Here is a 19,455-nt window from a genome sequence, read left to right as displayed (position 1 = left end):
TTCCTTGAAGATGACAGACAGGCGTTATTGGCCGGTGAATTTGGGGGTGCGCTTGCCCAGGAATGCCGCTTGCCCTTCCAGGTTGTCGGCCGAACGCAAAGCGACAACGAAATTGCGCTTCTCATGCTCCAGGCCCTGCGCGAGCGGGGTTTCAAAGCTGGCCAGGGCCGCATCCTTGGCCAGCGCCACGGCCAGCGGCGAATTGGCCGCAATCCGGCTGGCCATCGCCAACGCCGTCGGCAGGGCCTGGCCGTCCGCCGTCACTTCGGCGACGATGCCGACGTCGCAAGCCTTGCGGGCATCCATGAAATCGCCGGTCAGCAACAGCGCCATGGCTTTGGACTTGCCGATGGCATGAATCAAGCGCTGGGTGCCGCCCGCACCGGGGATGGCGCCCAGCTTGACTTCCGGCACGCCGAACTTGGCGGACTCGCCCGCGATCACGATGTCGCAGGCCAGCGCCAGTTCCGTGCCGCCGCCCAGCGCGACCTTTTCCACCGCCGCGATGACGGGCTTGGGGAAGCGCCCCAGCGCCGCAAAGAAGTCCCAGCCGGTCGCCGAGCGGTCGCCCAGCAGCGGCGCGGCGCGCAGCACTTCAAAGGCCGTGATGTCGGCGCCCGCGCAAAACACGCCCTCGGCGCCGGTGATGACGACGACCCGCACGACATCGTCGTCGCGCAGTTGCGCAAGCTGTGCGGACAGGCCATCGAACACCGCGCGGTTCAGGCTGTTCTTCGCACGCGGGCGGTTGATGGTCAGGGTGACGACGGCGCCGTCACGGCTGACGAGCACTTCACTGGCTTCGCTCATGGTGGCCCCGCTCATGCAAGCCGCTCGATGATGGTGGTGTTGGCCGTGCCCGAAGCCTCGCAGATGGTTTGCAGGCCATAGCGGCCGCCCCGGCGCTCCAGTTCGTACAGCAGGTCGGTGAGCATGCGCGCGCCGGTGGAACCCAGCGGATGGCCAATGGCCATCGAGCCGCCGTTGACATTCAGGCGGTCGTCCGGGATGCCGAATTCCTGCTGGAACATCAGCGGCACGCCGCCGAAAGCCTCGTTGACTTCGAACAGGTCGATGTCGTTGATGGTCAGGCCCGATTCCTTCAATGCCTTGCGGGTGGAGTCGAGCACGGCGGTGAACTGGATCACCGGGTCGGCGGCGGCCACGGCGGTGCTGACGAAGCGCGCACGCGGCTTGAGGCCATGCTTTTTGGCATAGGCACGGCTGGCGATCAGCAGTGCGGCGGCGCCGTCGCTGATCTGCGACGAGTTGCCGGCGGTGGTGGTGCCGTTGGCGGCAAACACGGCTTTCAGCGTGGCCAGCTTCTCGGGGTCGGGGTTGGCGCGCACGCCCTCGTCGGCGGCGACGACGGGGCTGTTCGGGTCGGCCGGGTCCTCGGTCAGATGCACCAGTTGATCCTTGATGCGACCGGCCTGAATCGCCTCGGCGGCGCGCTTGTGGCTGCGCACGGCGGATGCATCCAGGACTTCACGGGTCAGGCCGAAGCGCGAGTTCAGCAACTCCGACGAAACGCCTTGCGGTATCAGCGGGTTGTCCTGGTAGCGCGCCAGTTCGCGCGGGCTGTATTGCGCGCCCAGCGGCGCGCCGGGCTTGAACGACGGCGGCAGCGGCGCCTGCGACATCGACTCCACCCCCCCGCCGATGGCCAGCTGGTAGGCCCCCGCCTGGATGCCATGCACGGCAAAACTCACCGCCTGCTGGCCGGAGCCGCATTGCCGGTCCACCGTCACAGCCGGGACGGATTCGGGCAGCCCCGCCGCCAGCACGGCATGGCGGGCCAGGTTGCCATGCTGCTGGTCCCACTGCAGCACACAGCCGACGATCACGTCGTCCAGATCGGAGGGGTTGACGCCGGACTGTTCGACCAGCTGGCGCAGCGTCTCGGCCATCAGATCGACGGGGTGCCATTTTTGCAGGCGCCCGCCGCGCTTGCCCACGGGGGTGCGCAGCGCGCCGACGATCACGGGTTCATGGTCATTCATGTGGTTCTCCTGGTAAGAAACTGGGGGTCATGCAAAGCGGGTGTCAGGCGGAATAGCGGTCTGCCTGCTCGACGCGTATGCGCTTCTTGTCGAGCTTGCCGACGCTGGTCTTGGGGATGGCCTCGACGAACAGAACCTGATCCGGCCACTGCCACTTGGCGAAGGCGCTGCCCAGGTGCTCCTTCAGTTGTTCCTGGGTCGCCTGCTGGCCGGGCTTGAGCACCACCAGGGCCAGCGGCCGCTCCTGCCACTTCGGATGCGGAACGCCGACCACGGCGGCGTCGCGCACGGCGGGGTGGCCCATGAGCAGGTTTTCCATGTCGATGGAAGAAATCCATTCGCCGCCGCTCTTGATCACGTCCTTGATGCGGTCGGTGACCTTGAGGTAGCCGTTCTCGTCCACCGTGCCGACATCGCCCGAGCGCCACCAGCCACCCTCCAGGAAGCGGTCTGCGGAATCGGGCATGTCGTGGTAGCTGGCCGTGATCCAGGGGCCGCGCACGCAAATCTCGCCCGCCGACTTTCCGTCATGCGGCAAGTCCTTGTCATCGGCATCGAGGATGCGGATGTCCACCCCGGTCAGCACCAGACCCTGCTTGCGCTTGAGGTTCCAGCGCTCTTCCTCGGTCAGGCGCTTCTTGAGCGTGGACTTGAGGCGGTTCATGGTCACCAGCGTCGTGGCTTCGGTGGCACCGTAGCCGTGGACCACCTCGGCACCGGTGAGTTTGTAGAAACCGATCATCATCGACAGCGGCGGCTCGGAGGCGCCGGACAGCATGCGCATGCTGCTGAAGTCCGGCTTGACCGGCATCGTTTCGATGTACTGCAGCATGGGCTGAAAGATGGCCGGTGCGCCGTTGGCGACCGTCACGCCCTCGGCGATCATGGCGTCAACCAGGGGCTTGGTGTCCTCGGCGACATAGCGGCCCGGCAGCACGATCTTGTCGCCCAGCAGCGTGGCGGCCTGCGGCAGGCCCCAGCATTGCCCGTGGAACATGGGCGTGATGAGCATCACGCAGTCGCTCAGCGTCATGCCCAGATTGGTGGCCATGCCCGTGGAGTGCAGGTAGATGCAGCGGTGCGAGTAGTACACGCCCTTGGGCTTGCCCGTGGTGCCGGTGGTGTAGCAGGCGCTGTAGGCCGAGGTTTCGTCGATCTCGGGCCAGTCGATCTTGGGGTCGGCGGCGGCCAGCAGGTCTTCGTAGTGCAGCAGCGGTTTCAGCGTGGTCTTAATCTGGTCCAGCGGCTTGTCGGTCATGACGATCCAGCCCTTGATCTGGGGCGAATTCGCCGCGACGGATTCGGCGATGGGCAGCAATGATTCGTCCACGCATACGTAGGACACTTGGCTGTGGCCGACCACGTAGCCCAGGTCTTCGGCGCCCAGGCGCAGGTTCATCTGCAGCATGACCGCGCCCAGGCCAGGGATGGACCAGTACAGCTCGAAATGGCGTCGGCTGTTCCAGTCCAGGATGCCGACCCGGTCGCCAGGTTCGACACCGAGCGCGCGCAGCGCATTGGCGCTGCGGCAGACGCGCGCGTAGCAGTCGGCATAGGTGTAGCGGTCCCAGCCGCCATCGGGCGTGCGGTAGACGATCTCCTGGTCTCCGTGGGTGCGCGCGGCGTGCCGGATGAGCGTCGTGGTGTTGAGCTGGCGGTCGTTGCCCGAGGTAGACGGGCAGCCGCGCACGATCTTGGTGGTGTTGGTCATTCTCTGGTCTCCTATGTGGTTGCGTTGAGTGCCTGGAACCGTGGGGCCGGGGCCGCCTCGATGGCGCCGGAGGGGGTGGTCTGGTAGATACCCCGTGCCGCGTTGTGCGGATGCCGCGCCGCCTCGGCCAGGCTGAGCACGGGCGCGAAGCAGGCGTCGCTGCCTTCGAGCAACGCGCACCAGTGCGCCCTGGGTTGGCTGCGGATGAGGGCCGCAATGCGCTCCTTCAGCGCTGGCCACGTCGTCGTGTCGTACTGGTCGGCAGGGTTCACGTCCGTCAGGCCCAGCTTCGACAGCAGCAGTGCGTGGAACGCGGGCTCCACCACCGCGAGGCTGATGAAGCCGCCGTCGGCACAGGCGTACACGTCATAGAACGGCGAATCGTGAAACGGGCTCGGCTTCGTGCCGTCGATCTGCCCATTGGCGCGAATCCAATGCACCAGCGTGCCCATCATGGCCACGATGTCGATGATGGCGGCATCCACGACCCGGCCGCGGCCACTGCCCCTACCGTTACCGCGCGCATCGACCAGCGCGCAGGCGACACCGAAGGCCATGCCCAGCGCCCCGGCCGCGTCCCCGAGCACCGAGGGCGGCACGATGGGCATCTGCCCCTTGCGGGCCGACAGCGACAGCAGGCCCGTCAGCGCCACGTAGTTCAGGTCGTGGCCAGCGGCCCGGGAGAGCGGGCCGTCCTGGCCCCAGCCCGTCATCCGGCCATAGACCAGCTTGGGGTTGCGCGCCGCGCATTCGGCGGGGCCGAACCCCAGCCGTTCCATCACGCCGGGGCGAAAGCCTTCGATCAGAACGTCGGACTGGCCGATCAGATCCAGGGCGCGCGCCTTGCCGCCGGGCGACTTCAGGTCGGTGATCTCGACCGTCTTGCCCCGGTGCAGCGGGTTGGCCGCCGCCCCGCCCAGCGGCTGCGCCCCGGCGGCCTGCTCGGCCCGTGTCAGCGCAATCACCTCGGCACCCATGTCGGCCAGCATCATGGCGGCCAGCGGGCCCGGCCCGATCCCTTCGAACTCCACCACACGGACGCCGTGCAGTGGCTTTTGCAGCATGTGCGAGGCGTTCACAGCTTCCTCGCAATCAGTTCTTTCATGACCTCGTTCGCGCCGCCGTAGATCTTCTGCACGCGCGAGGTGGTGTACATGCGCGCGATCGGGTATTCGTACATGTAGCCGTAGCCGCCGAACATCTGCAGGCACTCGTCCACCACGCGGCACTGCTGCTCGCTGCACCACCACTTGGCCATGTACGCGGCTTCGGCGTCGAGCTTTCCGTCCAGCAGCCGCTGGATGCAGTCGTTGACGAAGGTGCGCACCACGTGAGCGGTGGTGGCGATCTCGGCCAGCTTGTGGCGCGTGGTCTGCATCTCGAACAGCGGTGCGCCGAAAATCTTGCGCTCCTTCGTGTATTCGACGGTGAGTTCCAGGGCCCGGTCGATGATGGCCGCCGCAGGCACGGCGATGGTCATGCGTTCGTAGGGCAACTGGCCCATCAACTGCTTGAAACCAAGCCCTTCGACGCCCCCCAGGACTTGATCGACCGGCACGCGCACCCCGTCGAAGAAGAGTTCGGCGGTGTCCGACGCATGCAGGCCGATCTTGTCGAGCAGGCGGCCCACGCGGAACCCTGGCAGGTTCTCGGTCTCCACCACGATCAGCGAAAGGCCTCGGCTGCCCGCCTCGCCGGTGCGTGCGACCACAATCAGCAGATTGCAGGTGTAGCCGTTGGTGATGAAGGTCTTGGCACCGTCGATCACGTAGTGGTCGCCATCACGGCGCGCGCGGGTGGCGATGGCCTTGAGGTCCGTCCCGCAGCCGGGTTCGGTCATCGCAATGCCGAGCAGCATCTCGCCGCTGCTCAGCTTGGGCAGCCAGCGCTGCTTCTGCTCCTCGGTGCCGTAGTCCATGATGTAGTGCGCAGCGATGCTGTTCACCTGGACGTTGTTGGGCATTTCCGCTCTGGTCAACTCATCCTGTACCACCAGCTGGTAGGCAATGCTGGCCCCGGTGCCGCCGTAGGCTTCGGGCATTTCGGGCAGCATGAACCCCATCTCGCCGAAGGGCCGCCAGGTCTCGCGCGGGACGTAGCCCTGTTCGCGCCAAGCGGGCAGGTGCGGAGCCATCTCGGCGGCGATGTAGCGGCGCACCTGGTCGCGAAAGGTCTCGATGTCGCTGTCCATCCAGGGTTGACGGTGCAATTGCGGCAGCATGGGAGCGCTCCTCAGAAGGTTTGTACGATGAAGGTTTGAAAACTTGGCCAGCGATGCGGCCCCGGGTCATGCCCGCATACCCACAACGGGGCGGGCGAAGCGTCGAATCTCTGCGTTCTCAGTCTGTCCAGGGCATATGGTCGGCATTCAGCCCGTGCGCGTCTTGCCCGCCAGTGCATGGCAAGTTGACTTTGCGTGTGCAAGGGAAAGCCCGGCTGACTCGACCGGGCCGATGGCGGAGCCGTGAGCAGTCATGCCGCGTGCATCGCTGGGCGACACTCCAAAGCGTTGTTTGAATGCGCGGCAGAAATGGCTGGTGGAGTTGAAGCCCCAGTGAAAGGCGATCGCCGAGACCTGCAGATGCCGGCAGACCGGGTCAACGAGTGTCCGCCAGCACGCTTGCAATCGGCTTTCCAGGATGTGGCCGACCACCGTGGTATCGCCCTGCGCAAACAGCGCATGAAGGTAACGCAGTGAAATACCGTGCGCCGCGGCGATGCGTGCCGGACTCAGGTCATCCTCTTGAAAATGCTGGGCGATGTAGGCAAGTACTCGTTCGCGCAACGCGGCCATGGCCGTGAATCGAGTGGCGCTCTCCGGCTCTGGCAGCGCAATGTCCAGAAGCCCGATCACCGTGCGGCAAAGGGCGACGTGGGCGGAGGGCGGCACGGCGCCGATCTCCTTTGCCAACCCCATCAGGTGTTGGCTGAGCAGTGAGCCCACGCCTGTGTGACTGTCAATGCGGCAGGCTGCGGGCGGCTGCTTGCGGCCCGGTAGATGCTCGCGCATGAGCTGCCAGGGAATCATCAACGACACGCTGTGGGTTCGTTCCAGCACCTCATAGTCTTGCCGCTGATCGGTACGCCAGAGGAACATGTCGCCCTCGCAGATTGGCGTGTCCCACTGCTGCAACTGTACTCGGCCGCTCAGGTTCAGCTGCAGCCCCAGGCAGAACTCATCGTCGAATGACGAATGTCCAGGAGGAGACTGCTCGACGCAAGCACCGGTCACGGTGCATACCAAGGAGGCTCCGGCGAGTTCGTGTCGCCGCAACTTCGCCTGGAATGCAGCAGGCTTCGCCGGGGAGGAAAGACTCCAGCGCTGGAAGGAGTCCTTGAGGATCGCTTCCGTCGCATCTATCCTGCCCTCGATGGGCGCATGGTCGATGGACCATTCCATGGGTGACTGTTGCAGCACTTGTCGTCTCCTGAATCTGCCCCCAGACGCCGCAGCCCATCGGGACCGGAGCGTCGACACCGTGGCGTGCTTTCGTGCGACGCTCAGGGTACCCAAGGCATACAGGCAATCGTAGGCAGCGGTGCTTGGCGCGGCAATGACGGATGGTCTCGATCAACTGACAAGGCACCTCTTTCGACGGATGGGGGAGCGAGGCAACCCCGCAGCCGAGCGGCCCTGCGCTAACCTCCCGGCATCGACGGCGAACTGAAGATGCAAGGAGACGATGATGGATCTGGGTGCAATGCTGGCAGGCAAGCGGGTGCTGGTCACGGGGGCCTCGTCGGGCCTGGGCGAGAACTTCGCTCGGCTGGCTGCTGGTTGCAAGGCCAAGGTAGTGATTGGGGCGCGGCGCAAGGCGCGGCTCGACAAACTCGCCCAGGAACTCGAAAAGCTCGGTTCGCCTCAGGTCACGGTGCTGGAAATGGATGTGGCTTCCGAGCAGTCCATCGACGACGCCTTCGCCGAGATAGACGCCTCGGGCACCATCCTCGACGTGGTGGTTAACAACGCCGGGGCTTCCAACGACGCCTTGTCGCTCACGCTGCCTGTGTCCGACTTCGACTCGCTGATGGAGACCAACGTGCGCGGCGTGTGGCTGGTGGCCGCGCGTGCCGCGCAGCGCTGGGTGGATGCGGGGCGGGGAGGCTCAGTCATCAACATCGCATCGATCCTGGGCGAACGCGTGATGCCGGGCGCCATGCTGTATGCCACGTCCAAGGCTGCAGTCGTGCACATGACCAAGAGCCTGGCGCTCGAATGGGCGCGCCACGGCATTCGCGTCAATGCCATCGAGCCGGGCTACATCGACACCGAGATGACCGATGCCATGTGGGATACCGACCATGGCAAGGCGCTTATCAAGCGCATCCCGATGCGCCGCCTGGGTAAGCCGGAGGAGCTCAACGGTCTGTTCCTGCTGTTCGCGACCGAGGCCGGGTCGTGGATGACCGGCGCCTGCGTGCCAGTGGATGGCGGGCATCTGTGCTCGTCGCTTTGAGTGCGACCGCGTCGAAGCAGCGCTACGTTTTTTGGGTGCGCGAACGATAGACGCCTGGCGTGCTGCCGGTCCATGACTTGAAGGCCCGCTGGAAGGCGGTGCCGTCGGCGAACCCCAACTCGGCGGCGATGGCGCTCAGCGCGGCATCGGTGCTGGTCAACCGAACGATCGCCATGTCGCGCCGTAACTCGTCCTTCAGCACCTGAAAGGACTTGCCCTCCACGGCCAGATGCCGCTGCAGTGCGCTGACCGACATGTGCAAGCGCTGCGCGGCGACAGTCAGATCGGGCCACTCCGGGCACGCTTGCTGCAATAGCGCGCGCACCCGCGCGCTGGCTGTCCGCTCGATTAGACGCGGGCCGATCAGGTTGCCCGGTGTGGCACGCAAAAAGGTCTGGAGCGCGGCGGTGTCACGGCGCATCGGCTGCGTGAATGCGGATGCCTCGAACCAGACCGCCGACCGCGCCTGCCCGAACCGCAACGTGCCCGAGAAGATTTGGGCATAGTCTGCGGCACGCGGCGGTGGCTCGAAGGCAAAATCGAGCCCTCTGGGCACCAGTCGGCCGCCGTGCAGCCATACCAGCAGACGCCAGAAAACGCGCAACAGCAGCCCGTGCAGGAAGTCTGAATGTTTGCCCAGGGCGTGGCGCACGTCCAGAGCAGCACCCTTGAGCAAGCCATCAGAGACGGGCACAAGCGCCACGTCGTCCTGCAGCAGGGCGAAGGATGCACTCACGCGCTGCAAGGCGGCTGCCAGCGTCTTGGCCCCGAGCGTAGAGCGAGCCATCAGCGCAAAGCTGCCGCAGCGCAACGGCCGACCGTGTAGATGGCCTAGGCATTCGTCGTCCAAGCTGTTCTTCACGGCACTGAAGAGTGCGATGTATTGCTCTATGGTCACACGCGACTGCTCCAGATGCAGCAGCGACTCGGCGATGCGGGCCTGCGCCAGAACGCCATCCAGCCAGGACTCGGTGGCCAGTCCTTTGCTGCGCGCGCCGTCGAGCAGGCCATGCACGGCAAAAACAGGAACAGTGACGACGGGTTTCAACATGGTCAAAGGGAGCAACGATAGCTGGCGCTGAATCCGAAATTACACCAAGAAAACGGCCCGCTAACGATGTAGCGTCCGGCTGCGGTCAACCGGATTTTGCCTTGTGCATACAAAGTCAACTCGCCATGCACTGGCGGGCAAGACGCGTATGTGCCGAGTGCCCAGAATACCGCTTGGTAGCACACCCAGGGACGACCCGTGGACGTTCGGCATCGATGCATTCGCATGAATGCTTCTTCGGCAACGGCATGTCGGTGTGCTCACCCGAATAGCCCAGCAACCAGGAGAGAGTGAATGTCTGTCTGCGCCGTGCCTTTGCGCAACATGCTGATTGATGCGGTGATGCGCGAACGTCGTTCCGTGCGCGCCTTTCTGCCGACCCCGGTGTCGCAAGAAGCGGTGGCCCAGATTCTGTCGGTGGCAGCCAGCGCGCCCAGTGGCACCAACACCCAGCCGTGGCATGTCATTGCCGTGGCGGGCGAGGCGAGGAAGCGCCTATGCGACCGTGTATTGCACGCCTTTCACCATGAAGAGGGAGAGCACCAGTCCGAATACGACATCTACCCGGCCGAGTTCTTCGAGCCCTACCTGACCAGGCGGCGTCGGTGCGGTTTCGCTCTTTATGCCGCAGTCGGAATCTCCAAGGGAGATACGGATGCCATGCGCGCTCAACATGCACGCAACTTTGCCTTCTTCGATGCGCCGGTCGGTTTGATCTTCACCTTGGACCGGCGCATGGTGCAGAGCAGTTGGGTGGACTACGGGATGTTCTTACAGAACATCATGCTGGCGGCCCGCGCACGAGGCCTGGATACCTGTTCGCAGATGGCGTGGACCCTTTACCCGCGCCTTCTGGCTGAAGCCCTGCAAATCCCGGACGGGCAGATGGTCCTGTGCGGCATGGCACTGGGCTATGCCGACCCGGCGGCCGTGGTGAACCGCGTGCGCACCGAGCGTGAGCCGGTCGAGAACTTCACACGCTTCAGCGGCTTCTAGAAATCTTGTCATACCAACTAATCGCGTCGTAAGCCGCCTGAGAAATTCAGCCGCCCTGAAGCGGTTGATCGACCGGGCCTTGTCCTGGTGGGTAGGGTCATGCATGGATGTATGCCCTATGGGGCAGACGGGTTGAACCCACAAAGAGGAGTAAGCAATGTCTACCTACGCCGCGCCCTTGCGCGACATGCTGTTCACGATGAAGGAAGTCGGAGGCCTGGATGCGATCTGTGCCCAGCCGGGCCATGAAGAAACCACGCCCGACCTGGTCGAGGCCATCCTGCAGGAGGCTGCCCACTACGCCACCGGCGTGCTTGATCCGCTGAACCGCACCGGCGACGTGCAGGGCGCGCGCTGGCACGACGGCCAGGTCACGCCAGCCGATGGCTTTCGCGAAGCCTGGGCCAGCTTCTGCGAGAACGGCTGGAACGGCATGCCCGCTGCCACCGAATGGGGCGGCCAGGGCCTGCCCACGCTGGTGTCCACAGCCGTGCTGGAGATGTGGAAGTCGTCCAACCTCGCGTTCAGCCTGTGCCAGATGCTCACGCTGGGCGCGGTGGAAGCCATTGCGCACCATGGCAGCGACGCACTCAAGCGCCGCTTCCTGGAGCCCATGGTCGCGGGCCGCTGGACCGGCACCATGAACCTCACCGAGCCCCAAGCAGGCTCCGACTTGGCCGCGCTGCGCAGTCGCGCCGTGCCCGAAGGCGACCATTACCGCGTCAGCGGAAACAAGATCTTCATCACCTGGGGCGAGCACGACATGGCCGAGAACATCGTCCACCTCGTGCTGGCGCGCCTGCCCGATGCACCGCCCGGCGTGAAAGGCATCTCGCTGTTCCTGTGCCCGAAGTACCTGGTCAACGACGACGGCTCCCTGGGCGAACGCAACGACCTGGCCTGCACCTCCATCGAGCACAAGATGGGCATCCACGGCAGCCCCACGGCGTCGATGAGCTTTGGCGACTGCGGGGGCGCGATCGGCTACCTGGTCGGCGAGCCGAACCAGGGGCTGGCCTGCATGTTCACGATGATGAACCATGCGCGGCTGAACGTCGGCCTTGAAGGCGTGGGCATCGCCGAGCGCGCCTACCAGCGCGCACGCGCCTACGCGCTGGAGCGGGTGCAGGGCAAGCCACTGCTCAGCGGCAGCACCACCATCGCCGGCCACCCGGACGTGCGGCGCATGCTGATGGACATGAAGGCCCGCACCGAGGCCATGCGCGCATTGGCCTATTTCTGCGCCGGCCAGATGGACCGCGCCGCAGGCCACGCCGACGCGCAAGAGCGCGAGCAGGCGCTGGCCCTGGTCGGCCTGCTGATCCCGGTGGTCAAGGGCTGGTGCACCGACAGCGCACAGGGCATCACGTCCGATGGTGTGCAGGTGCATGGCGGCATGGGTTACGTCGAGGAAACCGGCGCCTCACAGCACTTGCGCGACGCGCGCATCACGACCATCTACGAAGGCACGACGGGCATCCAGGCCAACGACCTGATTGGCCGCAAGCTGGCGCGCGAGGGCGGGCGCACGCTGAAGGCACTGCTGGGCCGCATCGACGGCGATGCGCGCCGGTTGGCCGAGATGCCCGATGCCGCGCTGGCGCAGATCGGCGGCGTGTTAGCGGCTTCGGCGCGTGCGCTGGGGGACGCGGCCGACTGGCTGCTGGCCCACGACGACCAACCCGCGCAGTGCGCGGCGGGCGCCGTGCCCTTCTTGCGGCTGGCGGGCACGGTGATCGGCGGCTGGCTGTCGGCGCGCATGGCCGAAGCCGCCACTGCGCAACTCGCGGCGAGATCTGGCGATGCGGGCTTTCTCGGCGCCAAGCGTGCCACGGCCAGCCACTACGCAGCGCATGTCCTAGTGCAGGCGCCGATGTTGCGCGACATCGTCACGGGCGGCGCCGCCAGCACGCTGGCCCTGGCGGATGATCAACTCTGAATGATCCTGAAAGGAAACCCTCCCATGAAAATCCTGGTTCCCGTCAAGCGGGTGGTTGACTACAACGTCAAGGTCCGCGTCCAGAGCGATGGCAGCGGCGTGGACATCGCCAATGTCAAAATGAGCATGAACCCCTTCGACGAGATTGCCGTCGAAGAGGCTGTGCGGCTCAAGGAGAAAGGCGCGGCAACGGAGATCGTCGCCGTCTCGTGCGGCGTGTCCCAATGCCAGGAGACGCTGCGCACCGCCATGGCCATCGGTGCCGACCGCGGCATCCTGGTCGAGACCAATGAAGAACTGCAGCCGCTGGCCGTGGCTAAGCTGCTCAAGGCCCTGATCGACAATGAACAGCCCGGCCTCGTGATCCTGGGCAAGCAGGCCATCGACGACGACTGCAACCAGACCGGCCAGATGCTGGCGGCGCTGGCCGACCTGCCGCAAGCCACCTTCGCCTCCAAGGTCGAGATCGCCGGCGACAAGGCAGCCGTGACCCGCGAAGTGGACGGCGGCCTGGAAACCCTCAGCCTTACGCTGCCCGCCGTCATCACCGCCGACCTGCGCCTGAACGAGCCGCGCTACGTCACGCTGCCCAACATCATGAAGGCCAAGAAAAAGCCGCTGGACACCGTCAAGCCCGAAGACCTCGGCGTGGACGTGGCCCCGCGCCTGAAGAACTTGAAGGTCAGCGAACCCGCCAAGCGCGGCGCCGGCGTGAAGGTGGCCGACGTGGCCGCCCTGGTCGAGAAACTCAAGAACGAAGCGAAGGTGATCTGACATGACCGTACTCGTAATCGCTGAACACGACAACGCGACCATCAAGGGCGCGACGCTCAACACCGTGACGGCCGCCGCAGCCTGCGGCGGCGACGTGCACGTGCTGGTGGCCGGCCACAACGCCGGCGCTGCCGCACAGCAAGCCAGCCAGATCGCCGGCGTTGCCAAGGTCATCCACGCCGACGGCGCCAGCCTGGCCCACGGCCTCGCCGAGAACGTGGCCGCCCAGGTGCTGGCACTCCATGGCAGTGGTGCCGGCAACTACAGCCACATCCTGTTCCCCGCCACCGCCAGCGGCAAGAACGTGGCCCCGCGCGTGGCTGCCAAGCTCGACGTCGCCCAGATCAGCGACATCACCAAGGTCATCTCCGCCGATACCTTCGAGCGCCCCATCTACGCCGGCAACGCCATCGCCACCGTGCAGTCTGCTGATGCCGTGAAGGTCATCACCGTGCGCACCACCGGCTTTGACGCCGCCGCCGCCACGGGTGGCAGCGCCGCTGTCGAAACCGCTGCTGCGGCCGCCGACGCTGGCAAGAGCAGCTACGTGGGCAGCGAGATCGCCAAGAGCGACCGCCCCGAACTCACCGCCGCCAAGATCATCGTGTCTGGTGGCCGTGCGCTGGGCAGCAAGGAAAAGTTCGACGAAGTCATCACCCCCCTGGCCGACAAGCTGGGCGCTGCCATCGGCGCCAGCCGTGCTGCCGTGGATGCGGGCTACGCCCCCAACGACCTGCAAGTGGGCCAGACGGGCAAGATCGTCGCGCCGCAGTTGTACATTGCCGCCGGCATCTCGGGCGCCATCCAGCACCTGGCCGGCATGAAGGACTCCAAGGTGATCGTGGCGATCAACAAGGACCCCGAGGCCCCGATCTTCAGCGTGGCCGACTACGGGCTGGAGGCGGACCTTTTCGCAGTTGTGCCGGAATTCGTCAAGGCCTTTTAAATTGGATGAGATACACCATGGAGCTTCGGCATTTACGTTGCTTTATAGCGGTGGCCGAAGAACTTCACTTCGGCCGCGCAGCGGAAAAGCTGCACATCGATCAGTCCCCTTTGTCGCGCACCATCAAGGAGATAGAGGAAGAGCTCGGGGCGCAACTGTTCACGCGAACCACGCGAAGCACCCGCCTGACCTTTGCCGGAATGGCATTCCTGGAGCGGGTGCCGCGAATCTTCGAAGCTCTGAAACAGGCGTGTGACGGCGTCAAGTCCGCCGCCAGTGGGTTTCAGCGACAGTTGCGCATCGCTTTGTCCGATGGCATCACGCCCTCGCGAATGCCGACGCTGCTGGCACAGTGCCGAGCGGAAGATCCAGAGATTGATGTTCGGCTATTTGAGGTGCCGTTGGATCAACAGATCAAGGGTCTGCACGATGACCTGTATGACGTCGGCTTTTCGATGGCCGAAGAGGTGGGCGACGGCATTGTGGTCAGGCCTGCATGGGAAGACGAACTGATGGTGGCGGTCCCAGCTCGCCATCCTGTTCTGGCCCACAAGCACGTGCCGTTGGAAGAAGTGTTGCGCTATCCGCTGGCGCTATGCGATCCGGCGATATGCGAAGGCCATGCACGCCAAGTTGATCGCGTTTTGCAGCGCTACGAGCAACAGCCACTGATCGCCCAGCGCGTGGCGTCCTATGAGGTGATGATGACCTTGGTCTCAGCCGGATTGGCGCTCGGTTTGGCGGGCGCCGCGCACATTGCATCCGGCCGTGGGCCAGGTGTTGTGGCCCGGCGCTTGGCGGGCAAGCCGCAGATGCTGGCCACGTATCTGCTGCACCGTGACGTGGAGCCCTCCGAAATGCTGGCCCGGTTCATCGAACGAGTGGCCTCCATTGATTCGGCGGATGGCTCCAGCGCCGCCGAGGACTCCTGATCCACCTGCTGAAAGGACCCAAGCCATGACCCGATTCCTGCCGCTGCTGATGGTTGCCGCACTGACGGGCTGTGGACCATCCCAACCGACGGAAACCGTGGACTTCCTCGTTGCCCATCCCGAGCGCCTCAAAGAAGTCCAGCGCCTGTGCAAGGAAGACCGCGCGAAGGCAGGAGAAGAACTCTGCCGCCGTGCGGCCGAAGCCGCCAACCGGCGTTTCTTCGGCGATCGGCCGGAACAGCAATCCAAATAGCGCCCCGCGCCGTCGCCTGGCCGCGACAGAGTTCTTGCTGTTACCTCATCACGCCGCAGCGCGCTCGCGCATGCGGCATTTTTATTGCCTTCGCCACAGCAAGAAGTCTGGCCATTTTGGCCTGAATCCCCGCTATAACGGTCTTTGACCGACCTGCACGCTCGCCTTGATCCTCGGCACTACGGCATGTCCCTGTGCCGTAGCGGGAGGTTGGCCAATGCAAGGAACGAACGTGCTGTTCGGTCAGATTGCCGTTGTCTTCGGCATCGTGATCGCTGGCGTATGGAGCGCCACGCAATGGACAGCAGCGGCGCTGGGCTACCAGCTACGCCTGGGTTCGCCCTGGTTCGATTTCCTCGGCACGCCGGTCTATCACCCCTGGCGCCTGTTCGAGTGGTGGTTCTTCTTCGACGCCTACGCGCCGCATGTATTCGACGTGGGCGGTGCCATTGCCGCAGGCAGCGGCCTGATCGCGGTGGTGGTTGCCGTCGGCATGTCGATCTGGCGCTCGCGCCAGTCCAAGCTGGTCACGACCTACGGCACGGCGCGCTGGGCCAATGCGGAGGACATCCACAAGGCGAGTCTTGACCGGTCTGCGGGCGTATTCCTTGGCCTGCATCGCCAGCAGTACCTGCGGCACGAAGGCCCGGAGCATGTTCTGACCTTCGCGCCTACCCGCTCGGGCAAGGGCGTGGGCCTAGTGGTGCCCACCTTGTTGAGCTGGCCCGCATCGGCCGTCATTCACGACATCAAGGGCGAGAACTGGAGCATCACCGCTGGCTGGCGCTCGCGCTTCTCGCACTGCCTGCTGTTCAACCCGACCGATGCGAAGTCGGCGGCCTACAACCCGCTGCTGGAGGTGAGGCGCGGCGCGCACGAAGTGCGCGACGTGCAGAACATCGCAGACATTCTGGTCGATCCCGAAGGAGCACTGGAGCGGCGCAACCATTGGGAGAAGACCTCGCATGCGCTGCTGGTTGGGGCCATCCTGCATGTGCTCTACGCAGGCGAAGACAAGACGCTGCGCGGTGTCGCCAACTTCCTCAGCGACCCGGCCTGTCCCTTCGAGCTTACCCTGCATCGGATGATGACCACGCCGCACATCGGCGATGGACCGCATCTGGTGGTGGCATCGGCAGCGCGTGAAGTCCTGAACAAATCGGACAACGAGCGTTCCGGCGTGTTGAGCACCGCCATGTCATTCCTCGGCCTGTACCGAGACCCCACGGTGGCCGAAGTCACCTCGCGCTGCGACTGGCGCATTGCCGACCTGATCGCGGCCGAGCATCCCGTGTCGCTGTATCTCGTGGTGCCGCCTTCGGACATCAGCCGCACCAAACCGCTGATCCGCCTGATCCTCAACCAAATCGGGCGGCGGCTGACGGAATCACTCGATGGCAGCGATGGCATCCAGCGCCGTCACAAGCTGTTGCTGATGCTCGATGAATTCCCGGCGCTTGGGCGCCTGGACTTCTTCGAGACGGCGCTGGCCTTCATGGCGGGCTACGGCATCCGCAGCTTCCTGATCGCGCAGTCGCTCAATCAGATCGACAAAGCCTACGGCCAGAACCATTCCATCCTCGACAACTGCCATGTGCGCGTGACGTTCGCCACCAACGACGAGCGCACGGCCAAGCGGATTTCCGAAACCCTTGGCACCGCTACCGAGCTGCGCGCGCAGCGCAACTACGCGGGACATCGACTCGCACCGTGGCTGGGGCACCTAATGGTGTCGAGACAAGAAACCGCCCGCCCGCTGCTCACGCCGGGCGAGGTGATGCAGCTGCCGCCCGATGAGGCGGTGGTGATGGTTTCCAGCGTCGCGCCGATCAAGGCCAAGAAGCTGCGCTACTACTCTGACGCGAACTTCCAGCGGCGCGTGCTGCCGCCTCCTGTACTCGTTGCGGGGCGCTACGCCGACGTGCCTCCCTTACGGCCCGACGACTGGAGCGGGCTGACGGTTCCTCCCGTTCCGGTGGCGCCTGCAACCGAAGCCGTTGAAGGCTTCCCCTCTGCCGCTGACGACGGCGGCCCGCGTCGCCAACCCGAACTCTCCGAAGCCGCCGCCTACGACCCCGACCTGGCTGCGCCTGCAGCCGACCTCGGGCTGCTCGATGACGATGACATGCAGCTTCCCCTTCCTCGCCAGCTCGACCCGGCCCTGCAGCGCACGGCCCGGCTGGCTTCCCTTGACCCTGACGACGGAATCGACCTATGACCCAACACCGCCTCAATGTGTTCATCCAGCCGGAGCACAGCAAGCGGCTCGATGAACTGGCCGCCAAGAAGGGCGTGTCCAAGTCCAGCATCGTCGCGGCGGCCCTGGCCTCCTGGCTGTCGCCCGATGCGGCCGACCAGCGCGAGGCGGCGATTGCCAAGCGACTGGATCGCCTGTCGCGCCACGCCGAGCGTCTGGAGCGCGACCAGAACATTGCCATCGAAACATTGGCGCTGTTCATCCGCTATTTCCTCACTGTGAGCACGCCCGTGCCCGAGGCCCATCAGGACGCCGCTCGCGCCCAGGGCAAGGCCCGCTTCGAGCAGTTCGTCGAACAGCTCGGACGGCATTTGCTGCGCGGGCGCAGCCTGGTGCGGGATGTGGTGGAGGAACTGCACCCCGATCCGACGCGATCGGAGGGCGCGGCGGCCGCTGCAGATGCCCAGGAGCGTGCCTTATGAGCGCCGTTCTTTCCTCCTTCACGGCCACCTCGCTGGATCGCCGCATTCAGATGCTACGCACGGCCATGGGGCCGCTGATCGCCGCCGCGCTCGAAGACCCGGACGTGGTGGAAATCATGCTCAACCCCGACCGCACGCTCTGGGTGGATCGTCTGTCCACGGGCCGCGCCCCGATGGGCGAGGAGCTGTCCGAGGCTGATGGCGAACGCATCATCCGTCTCGTGGCCGCCCACGTCGGCGCCGAGGTGCATCGCGGCCAGCCGCTTTTGACGGCAGAGCTGCCCGAGACCGGCGAACGCTTCGAGGGCATCCTGCCGCCCGCTGCACCGGGGCCAGCCTTCGCCTTGCGCAAGCGTGCCTTTGGTGTGATCCCGCTGTCGCGCTACATCGAGGACGGGATGATGACCGCCGCACAGGCTGGTTTGCTGGTGCGCGCCGTGCGCGAGCGCCAGAACATCCTGATCGCGGGCGGCACCAGCACCGGCAAGACCACCTTGGCGAATGCGCTGCTGGCCGAAATCGCCGCCACGGGCGACCGCGTGCTGGTGCTCGAAGACACGGTGGAGCTGCAATGCGCGGCGCGCGATCACGTACCGCTGCGCACGCGCCAGGGCGTCGTGTCCATGACCGAGCTGGTGCGTTCGTCCATGCGCCTGCGCCCGGATCGTGTGGTCGTCGGCGAGGTGCGCGGCGCCGAGGCACTGGATCTCATCAAGGTCTGGGGCACCGGCCACCCCGGCGGCATCGCCACGATCCACGCCGGCTCCGCGCTGGGCGCGCTGCTGCGCCTGGAGCAACTGATTCTCGAAGTGGCGGTGAACCCGCCCCGTGCGCTGATCGCGGAAGCGGTCAACGTGGTCATCCACATTGCCGGGCGCGGACGCAAGCGCCGCATCGAGAGCATCGCTCGGGTCGTCGGCTTCGACGGCTCGGGCTACCAACTGGCGGATGCGCTGGAGGCTCCATTCCCGGAGCTGCTGCCGCAGTCCGACCTTTCTTCCGTGTCCCCTGATCAACCTGGAGAACTGCCATGACGCAGATGATCGTTCCTGCTTTCCGTATTTCTGTAAACCCGCTTGCCCTGCGCTGCCACCCCGCGCGGCTGGATGGCTTGGCGCGCCCGGCCCTGCAGGGTCTGATGCTCGCGGCGCTGATGCTGCTGCTCGCAGGCACCGCGCAGGCCGCAGGTTCCTCGATGCCCTGGGAGGGGCCGCTGCAATCCATCCTGGAGTCGATCCAGGGTCCGGTGGCCCGGATCATCGCGGTCATCATCATCATCGCCACGGGCCTGGCGCTGGCCTTCGGCGATACCTCGGGCGGGTTCCGCAAGCTGATCCAGATCGTCTTCGGTCTGTCGATCGCGTTTGCCGCGTCCTCGTTCTTCCTGTCGTTCTTCAGCTTCTCGGGCGGGGCCGTCGTATGAACGCGGCCCACGATGGCGTGCAGGGGTTCGCTCCAGGTTTCGAGGTGCCCCTGCATCGCTCGCTGACCGAGCCGATCCTGCTGGGCGGCGCGCCGCGCACAGTGGCGATTGCCAATGGCACCTTGGCCGCCGCCGTGGGCTTGGGCCTGCAACTGTGGATTCCGGGCGTGGTGCTCTGGATCGCCGGCCATGCGCTGGCGGTCTGGGGTGCGCGTGTCGATCCGCAGTTCATGCAGGTCTTCGCGCGCCACATCAAGCACCGGCCGCTGCTGGACGTGTGAGGGGAATGCC

General features: G+C 65.5%; 19 protein-coding genes. 12 read left to right on the top strand and 7 right to left on the bottom strand.

Annotated elements, in window-relative coordinates; all coding sequences use genetic code 11:
• Window positions 1-24: 24 nt before the first annotated feature.
• The 6 genes from ACEU5R_RS00570 to ACEU5R_RS00545 form a co-directional block, all read right to left on the bottom strand.
• A complete protein-coding gene (locus ACEU5R_RS00570; RefSeq protein WP_016452532.1) occupies window positions 25-825 on the bottom strand; it encodes an enoyl-CoA hydratase/isomerase family protein in 801 nt (266 codons plus the stop codon).
• On the bottom strand, window positions 822-2,003 hold the full coding sequence (locus ACEU5R_RS00565) for a thiolase family protein (protein ID WP_016452531.1): 1,182 nt from the start codon (window positions 2,001-2,003) through the stop codon (window positions 822-824). Before ACEU5R_RS00565 ends, ACEU5R_RS00570 begins: the two co-directional genes overlap by 4 nt.
• Before the next feature lie 43 nt (window positions 2,004-2,046).
• The gene (locus ACEU5R_RS00560; RefSeq protein WP_016452530.1) at window positions 2,047-3,714 is read right to left on the bottom strand and encodes a long-chain fatty acid--CoA ligase; all 1,668 of its coding nucleotides are present in this window, start codon (window positions 3,712-3,714) and stop codon (window positions 2,047-2,049) included.
• Between the two features lie 11 nt (window positions 3,715-3,725).
• On the bottom strand, window positions 3,726-4,778 hold the full coding sequence (locus tag ACEU5R_RS00555) for a CaiB/BaiF CoA-transferase family protein (RefSeq protein ID WP_016452529.1): 1,053 nt from the start codon (window positions 4,776-4,778) through the stop codon (window positions 3,726-3,728).
• Window positions 4,779-4,789: 11 nt separating this feature from the next.
• Complete coding sequence (locus ACEU5R_RS00550) at window positions 4,790-5,935, bottom strand: acyl-CoA dehydrogenase family protein (protein ID WP_016452528.1); 1,146 nt, start codon at window positions 5,933-5,935, stop codon at window positions 4,790-4,792.
• 147 nt (window positions 5,936-6,082) lie between these two features.
• Complete coding sequence (locus ACEU5R_RS00545; protein WP_017405984.1) at window positions 6,083-7,114, bottom strand: helix-turn-helix domain-containing protein; 1,032 nt, start codon at window positions 7,112-7,114, stop codon at window positions 6,083-6,085.
• A gap of 283 nt (window positions 7,115-7,397) precedes the next feature.
• Between ACEU5R_RS00545 and ACEU5R_RS00540 the strand changes: the two genes are divergently transcribed.
• The gene (locus tag ACEU5R_RS00540; RefSeq protein WP_223275150.1) at window positions 7,398-8,171 is read left to right on the top strand and encodes an SDR family NAD(P)-dependent oxidoreductase; all 774 of its coding nucleotides are present in this window, start codon (window positions 7,398-7,400) and stop codon (window positions 8,169-8,171) included.
• Between the two features lie 22 nt (window positions 8,172-8,193).
• Here ACEU5R_RS00540 and ACEU5R_RS00535 read toward each other — a convergent pair whose 3' ends face one another.
• On the bottom strand, window positions 8,194-9,222 hold the full coding sequence (locus ACEU5R_RS00535) for an AraC family transcriptional regulator (RefSeq protein WP_016452525.1): 1,029 nt from the start codon (window positions 9,220-9,222) through the stop codon (window positions 8,194-8,196).
• A gap of 294 nt (window positions 9,223-9,516) precedes the next feature.
• On the opposite strand from ACEU5R_RS00535, the gene ACEU5R_RS00530 reads away from it, so the two are divergent.
• The 11 genes from ACEU5R_RS00530 (at window position 9,517) to ACEU5R_RS00480 (ending at window position 19,445) form a co-directional block, all read left to right on the top strand.
• The gene (locus ACEU5R_RS00530; RefSeq protein WP_016452524.1) at window positions 9,517-10,218 is read left to right on the top strand and encodes a nitroreductase; all 702 of its coding nucleotides are present in this window, start codon (window positions 9,517-9,519) and stop codon (window positions 10,216-10,218) included.
• Window positions 10,219-10,375: 157 nt separating this feature from the next.
• On the top strand, window positions 10,376-12,157 hold the full coding sequence (locus tag ACEU5R_RS00525; protein WP_016452523.1) for an acyl-CoA dehydrogenase: 1,782 nt from the start codon (window positions 10,376-10,378) through the stop codon (window positions 12,155-12,157).
• Window positions 12,158-12,181: 24 nt separating this feature from the next.
• On the top strand, window positions 12,182-12,931 hold the full coding sequence (locus ACEU5R_RS00520; RefSeq protein WP_026382504.1) for an electron transfer flavoprotein subunit beta/FixA family protein: 750 nt from the start codon (window positions 12,182-12,184) through the stop codon (window positions 12,929-12,931).
• Between the two features lies 1 nt (window position 12,932).
• Window positions 12,933-13,877, top strand: a complete 945-nt coding sequence (locus ACEU5R_RS00515; RefSeq protein WP_026382503.1) for an electron transfer flavoprotein subunit alpha/FixB family protein — start codon at window positions 12,933-12,935, stop codon at window positions 13,875-13,877.
• A gap of 17 nt (window positions 13,878-13,894) precedes the next feature.
• The gene (locus tag ACEU5R_RS00510) at window positions 13,895-14,809 is read left to right on the top strand and encodes a LysR family transcriptional regulator (protein ID WP_016452520.1); all 915 of its coding nucleotides are present in this window, start codon (window positions 13,895-13,897) and stop codon (window positions 14,807-14,809) included.
• Window positions 14,810-14,834: 25 nt separating this feature from the next.
• A complete protein-coding gene (locus ACEU5R_RS00505) occupies window positions 14,835-15,062 on the top strand; it encodes an EexN family lipoprotein (protein ID WP_016452519.1) in 228 nt (75 codons plus the stop codon).
• Between the two features lie 217 nt (window positions 15,063-15,279).
• On the top strand, window positions 15,280-17,280 hold the full coding sequence (locus tag ACEU5R_RS00500; protein ID WP_016452518.1) for a conjugal transfer protein TraG: 2,001 nt from the start codon (window positions 15,280-15,282) through the stop codon (window positions 17,278-17,280).
• Window positions 17,277-17,741, top strand: a complete 465-nt coding sequence (locus tag ACEU5R_RS00495) for a hypothetical protein (RefSeq protein ID WP_016452517.1) — start codon at window positions 17,277-17,279, stop codon at window positions 17,739-17,741. Before ACEU5R_RS00500 ends, ACEU5R_RS00495 begins: the two co-directional genes overlap by 4 nt.
• On the top strand, window positions 17,738-18,775 hold the full coding sequence (gene trbB, locus ACEU5R_RS00490) for a P-type conjugative transfer ATPase TrbB (RefSeq protein ID WP_016452516.1): 1,038 nt from the start codon (window positions 17,738-17,740) through the stop codon (window positions 18,773-18,775). Before ACEU5R_RS00495 ends, trbB begins: the two co-directional genes overlap by 4 nt.
• On the top strand, window positions 18,772-19,164 hold the full coding sequence (locus tag ACEU5R_RS00485) for a TrbC/VirB2 family protein (protein WP_016452515.1): 393 nt from the start codon (window positions 18,772-18,774) through the stop codon (window positions 19,162-19,164). The genes trbB and ACEU5R_RS00485 overlap by 4 nt, the downstream gene beginning before the upstream one ends.
• The gene (locus ACEU5R_RS00480) at window positions 19,161-19,445 is read left to right on the top strand and encodes a VirB3 family type IV secretion system protein (protein ID WP_016452514.1); all 285 of its coding nucleotides are present in this window, start codon (window positions 19,161-19,163) and stop codon (window positions 19,443-19,445) included. Before ACEU5R_RS00485 ends, ACEU5R_RS00480 begins: the two co-directional genes overlap by 4 nt.
• Window positions 19,446-19,455 lie beyond the last annotated feature (10 nt).

The organism is Achromobacter sp. 413638 (assembly GCF_043119405.1).
Lineage (GTDB): Bacteria > Pseudomonadota > Gammaproteobacteria > Burkholderiales > Burkholderiaceae_B > Achromobacter.
Note: the sequence above shows the minus strand (reverse complement) of the source record. Positions and strands in the feature narration are given on the sequence as shown.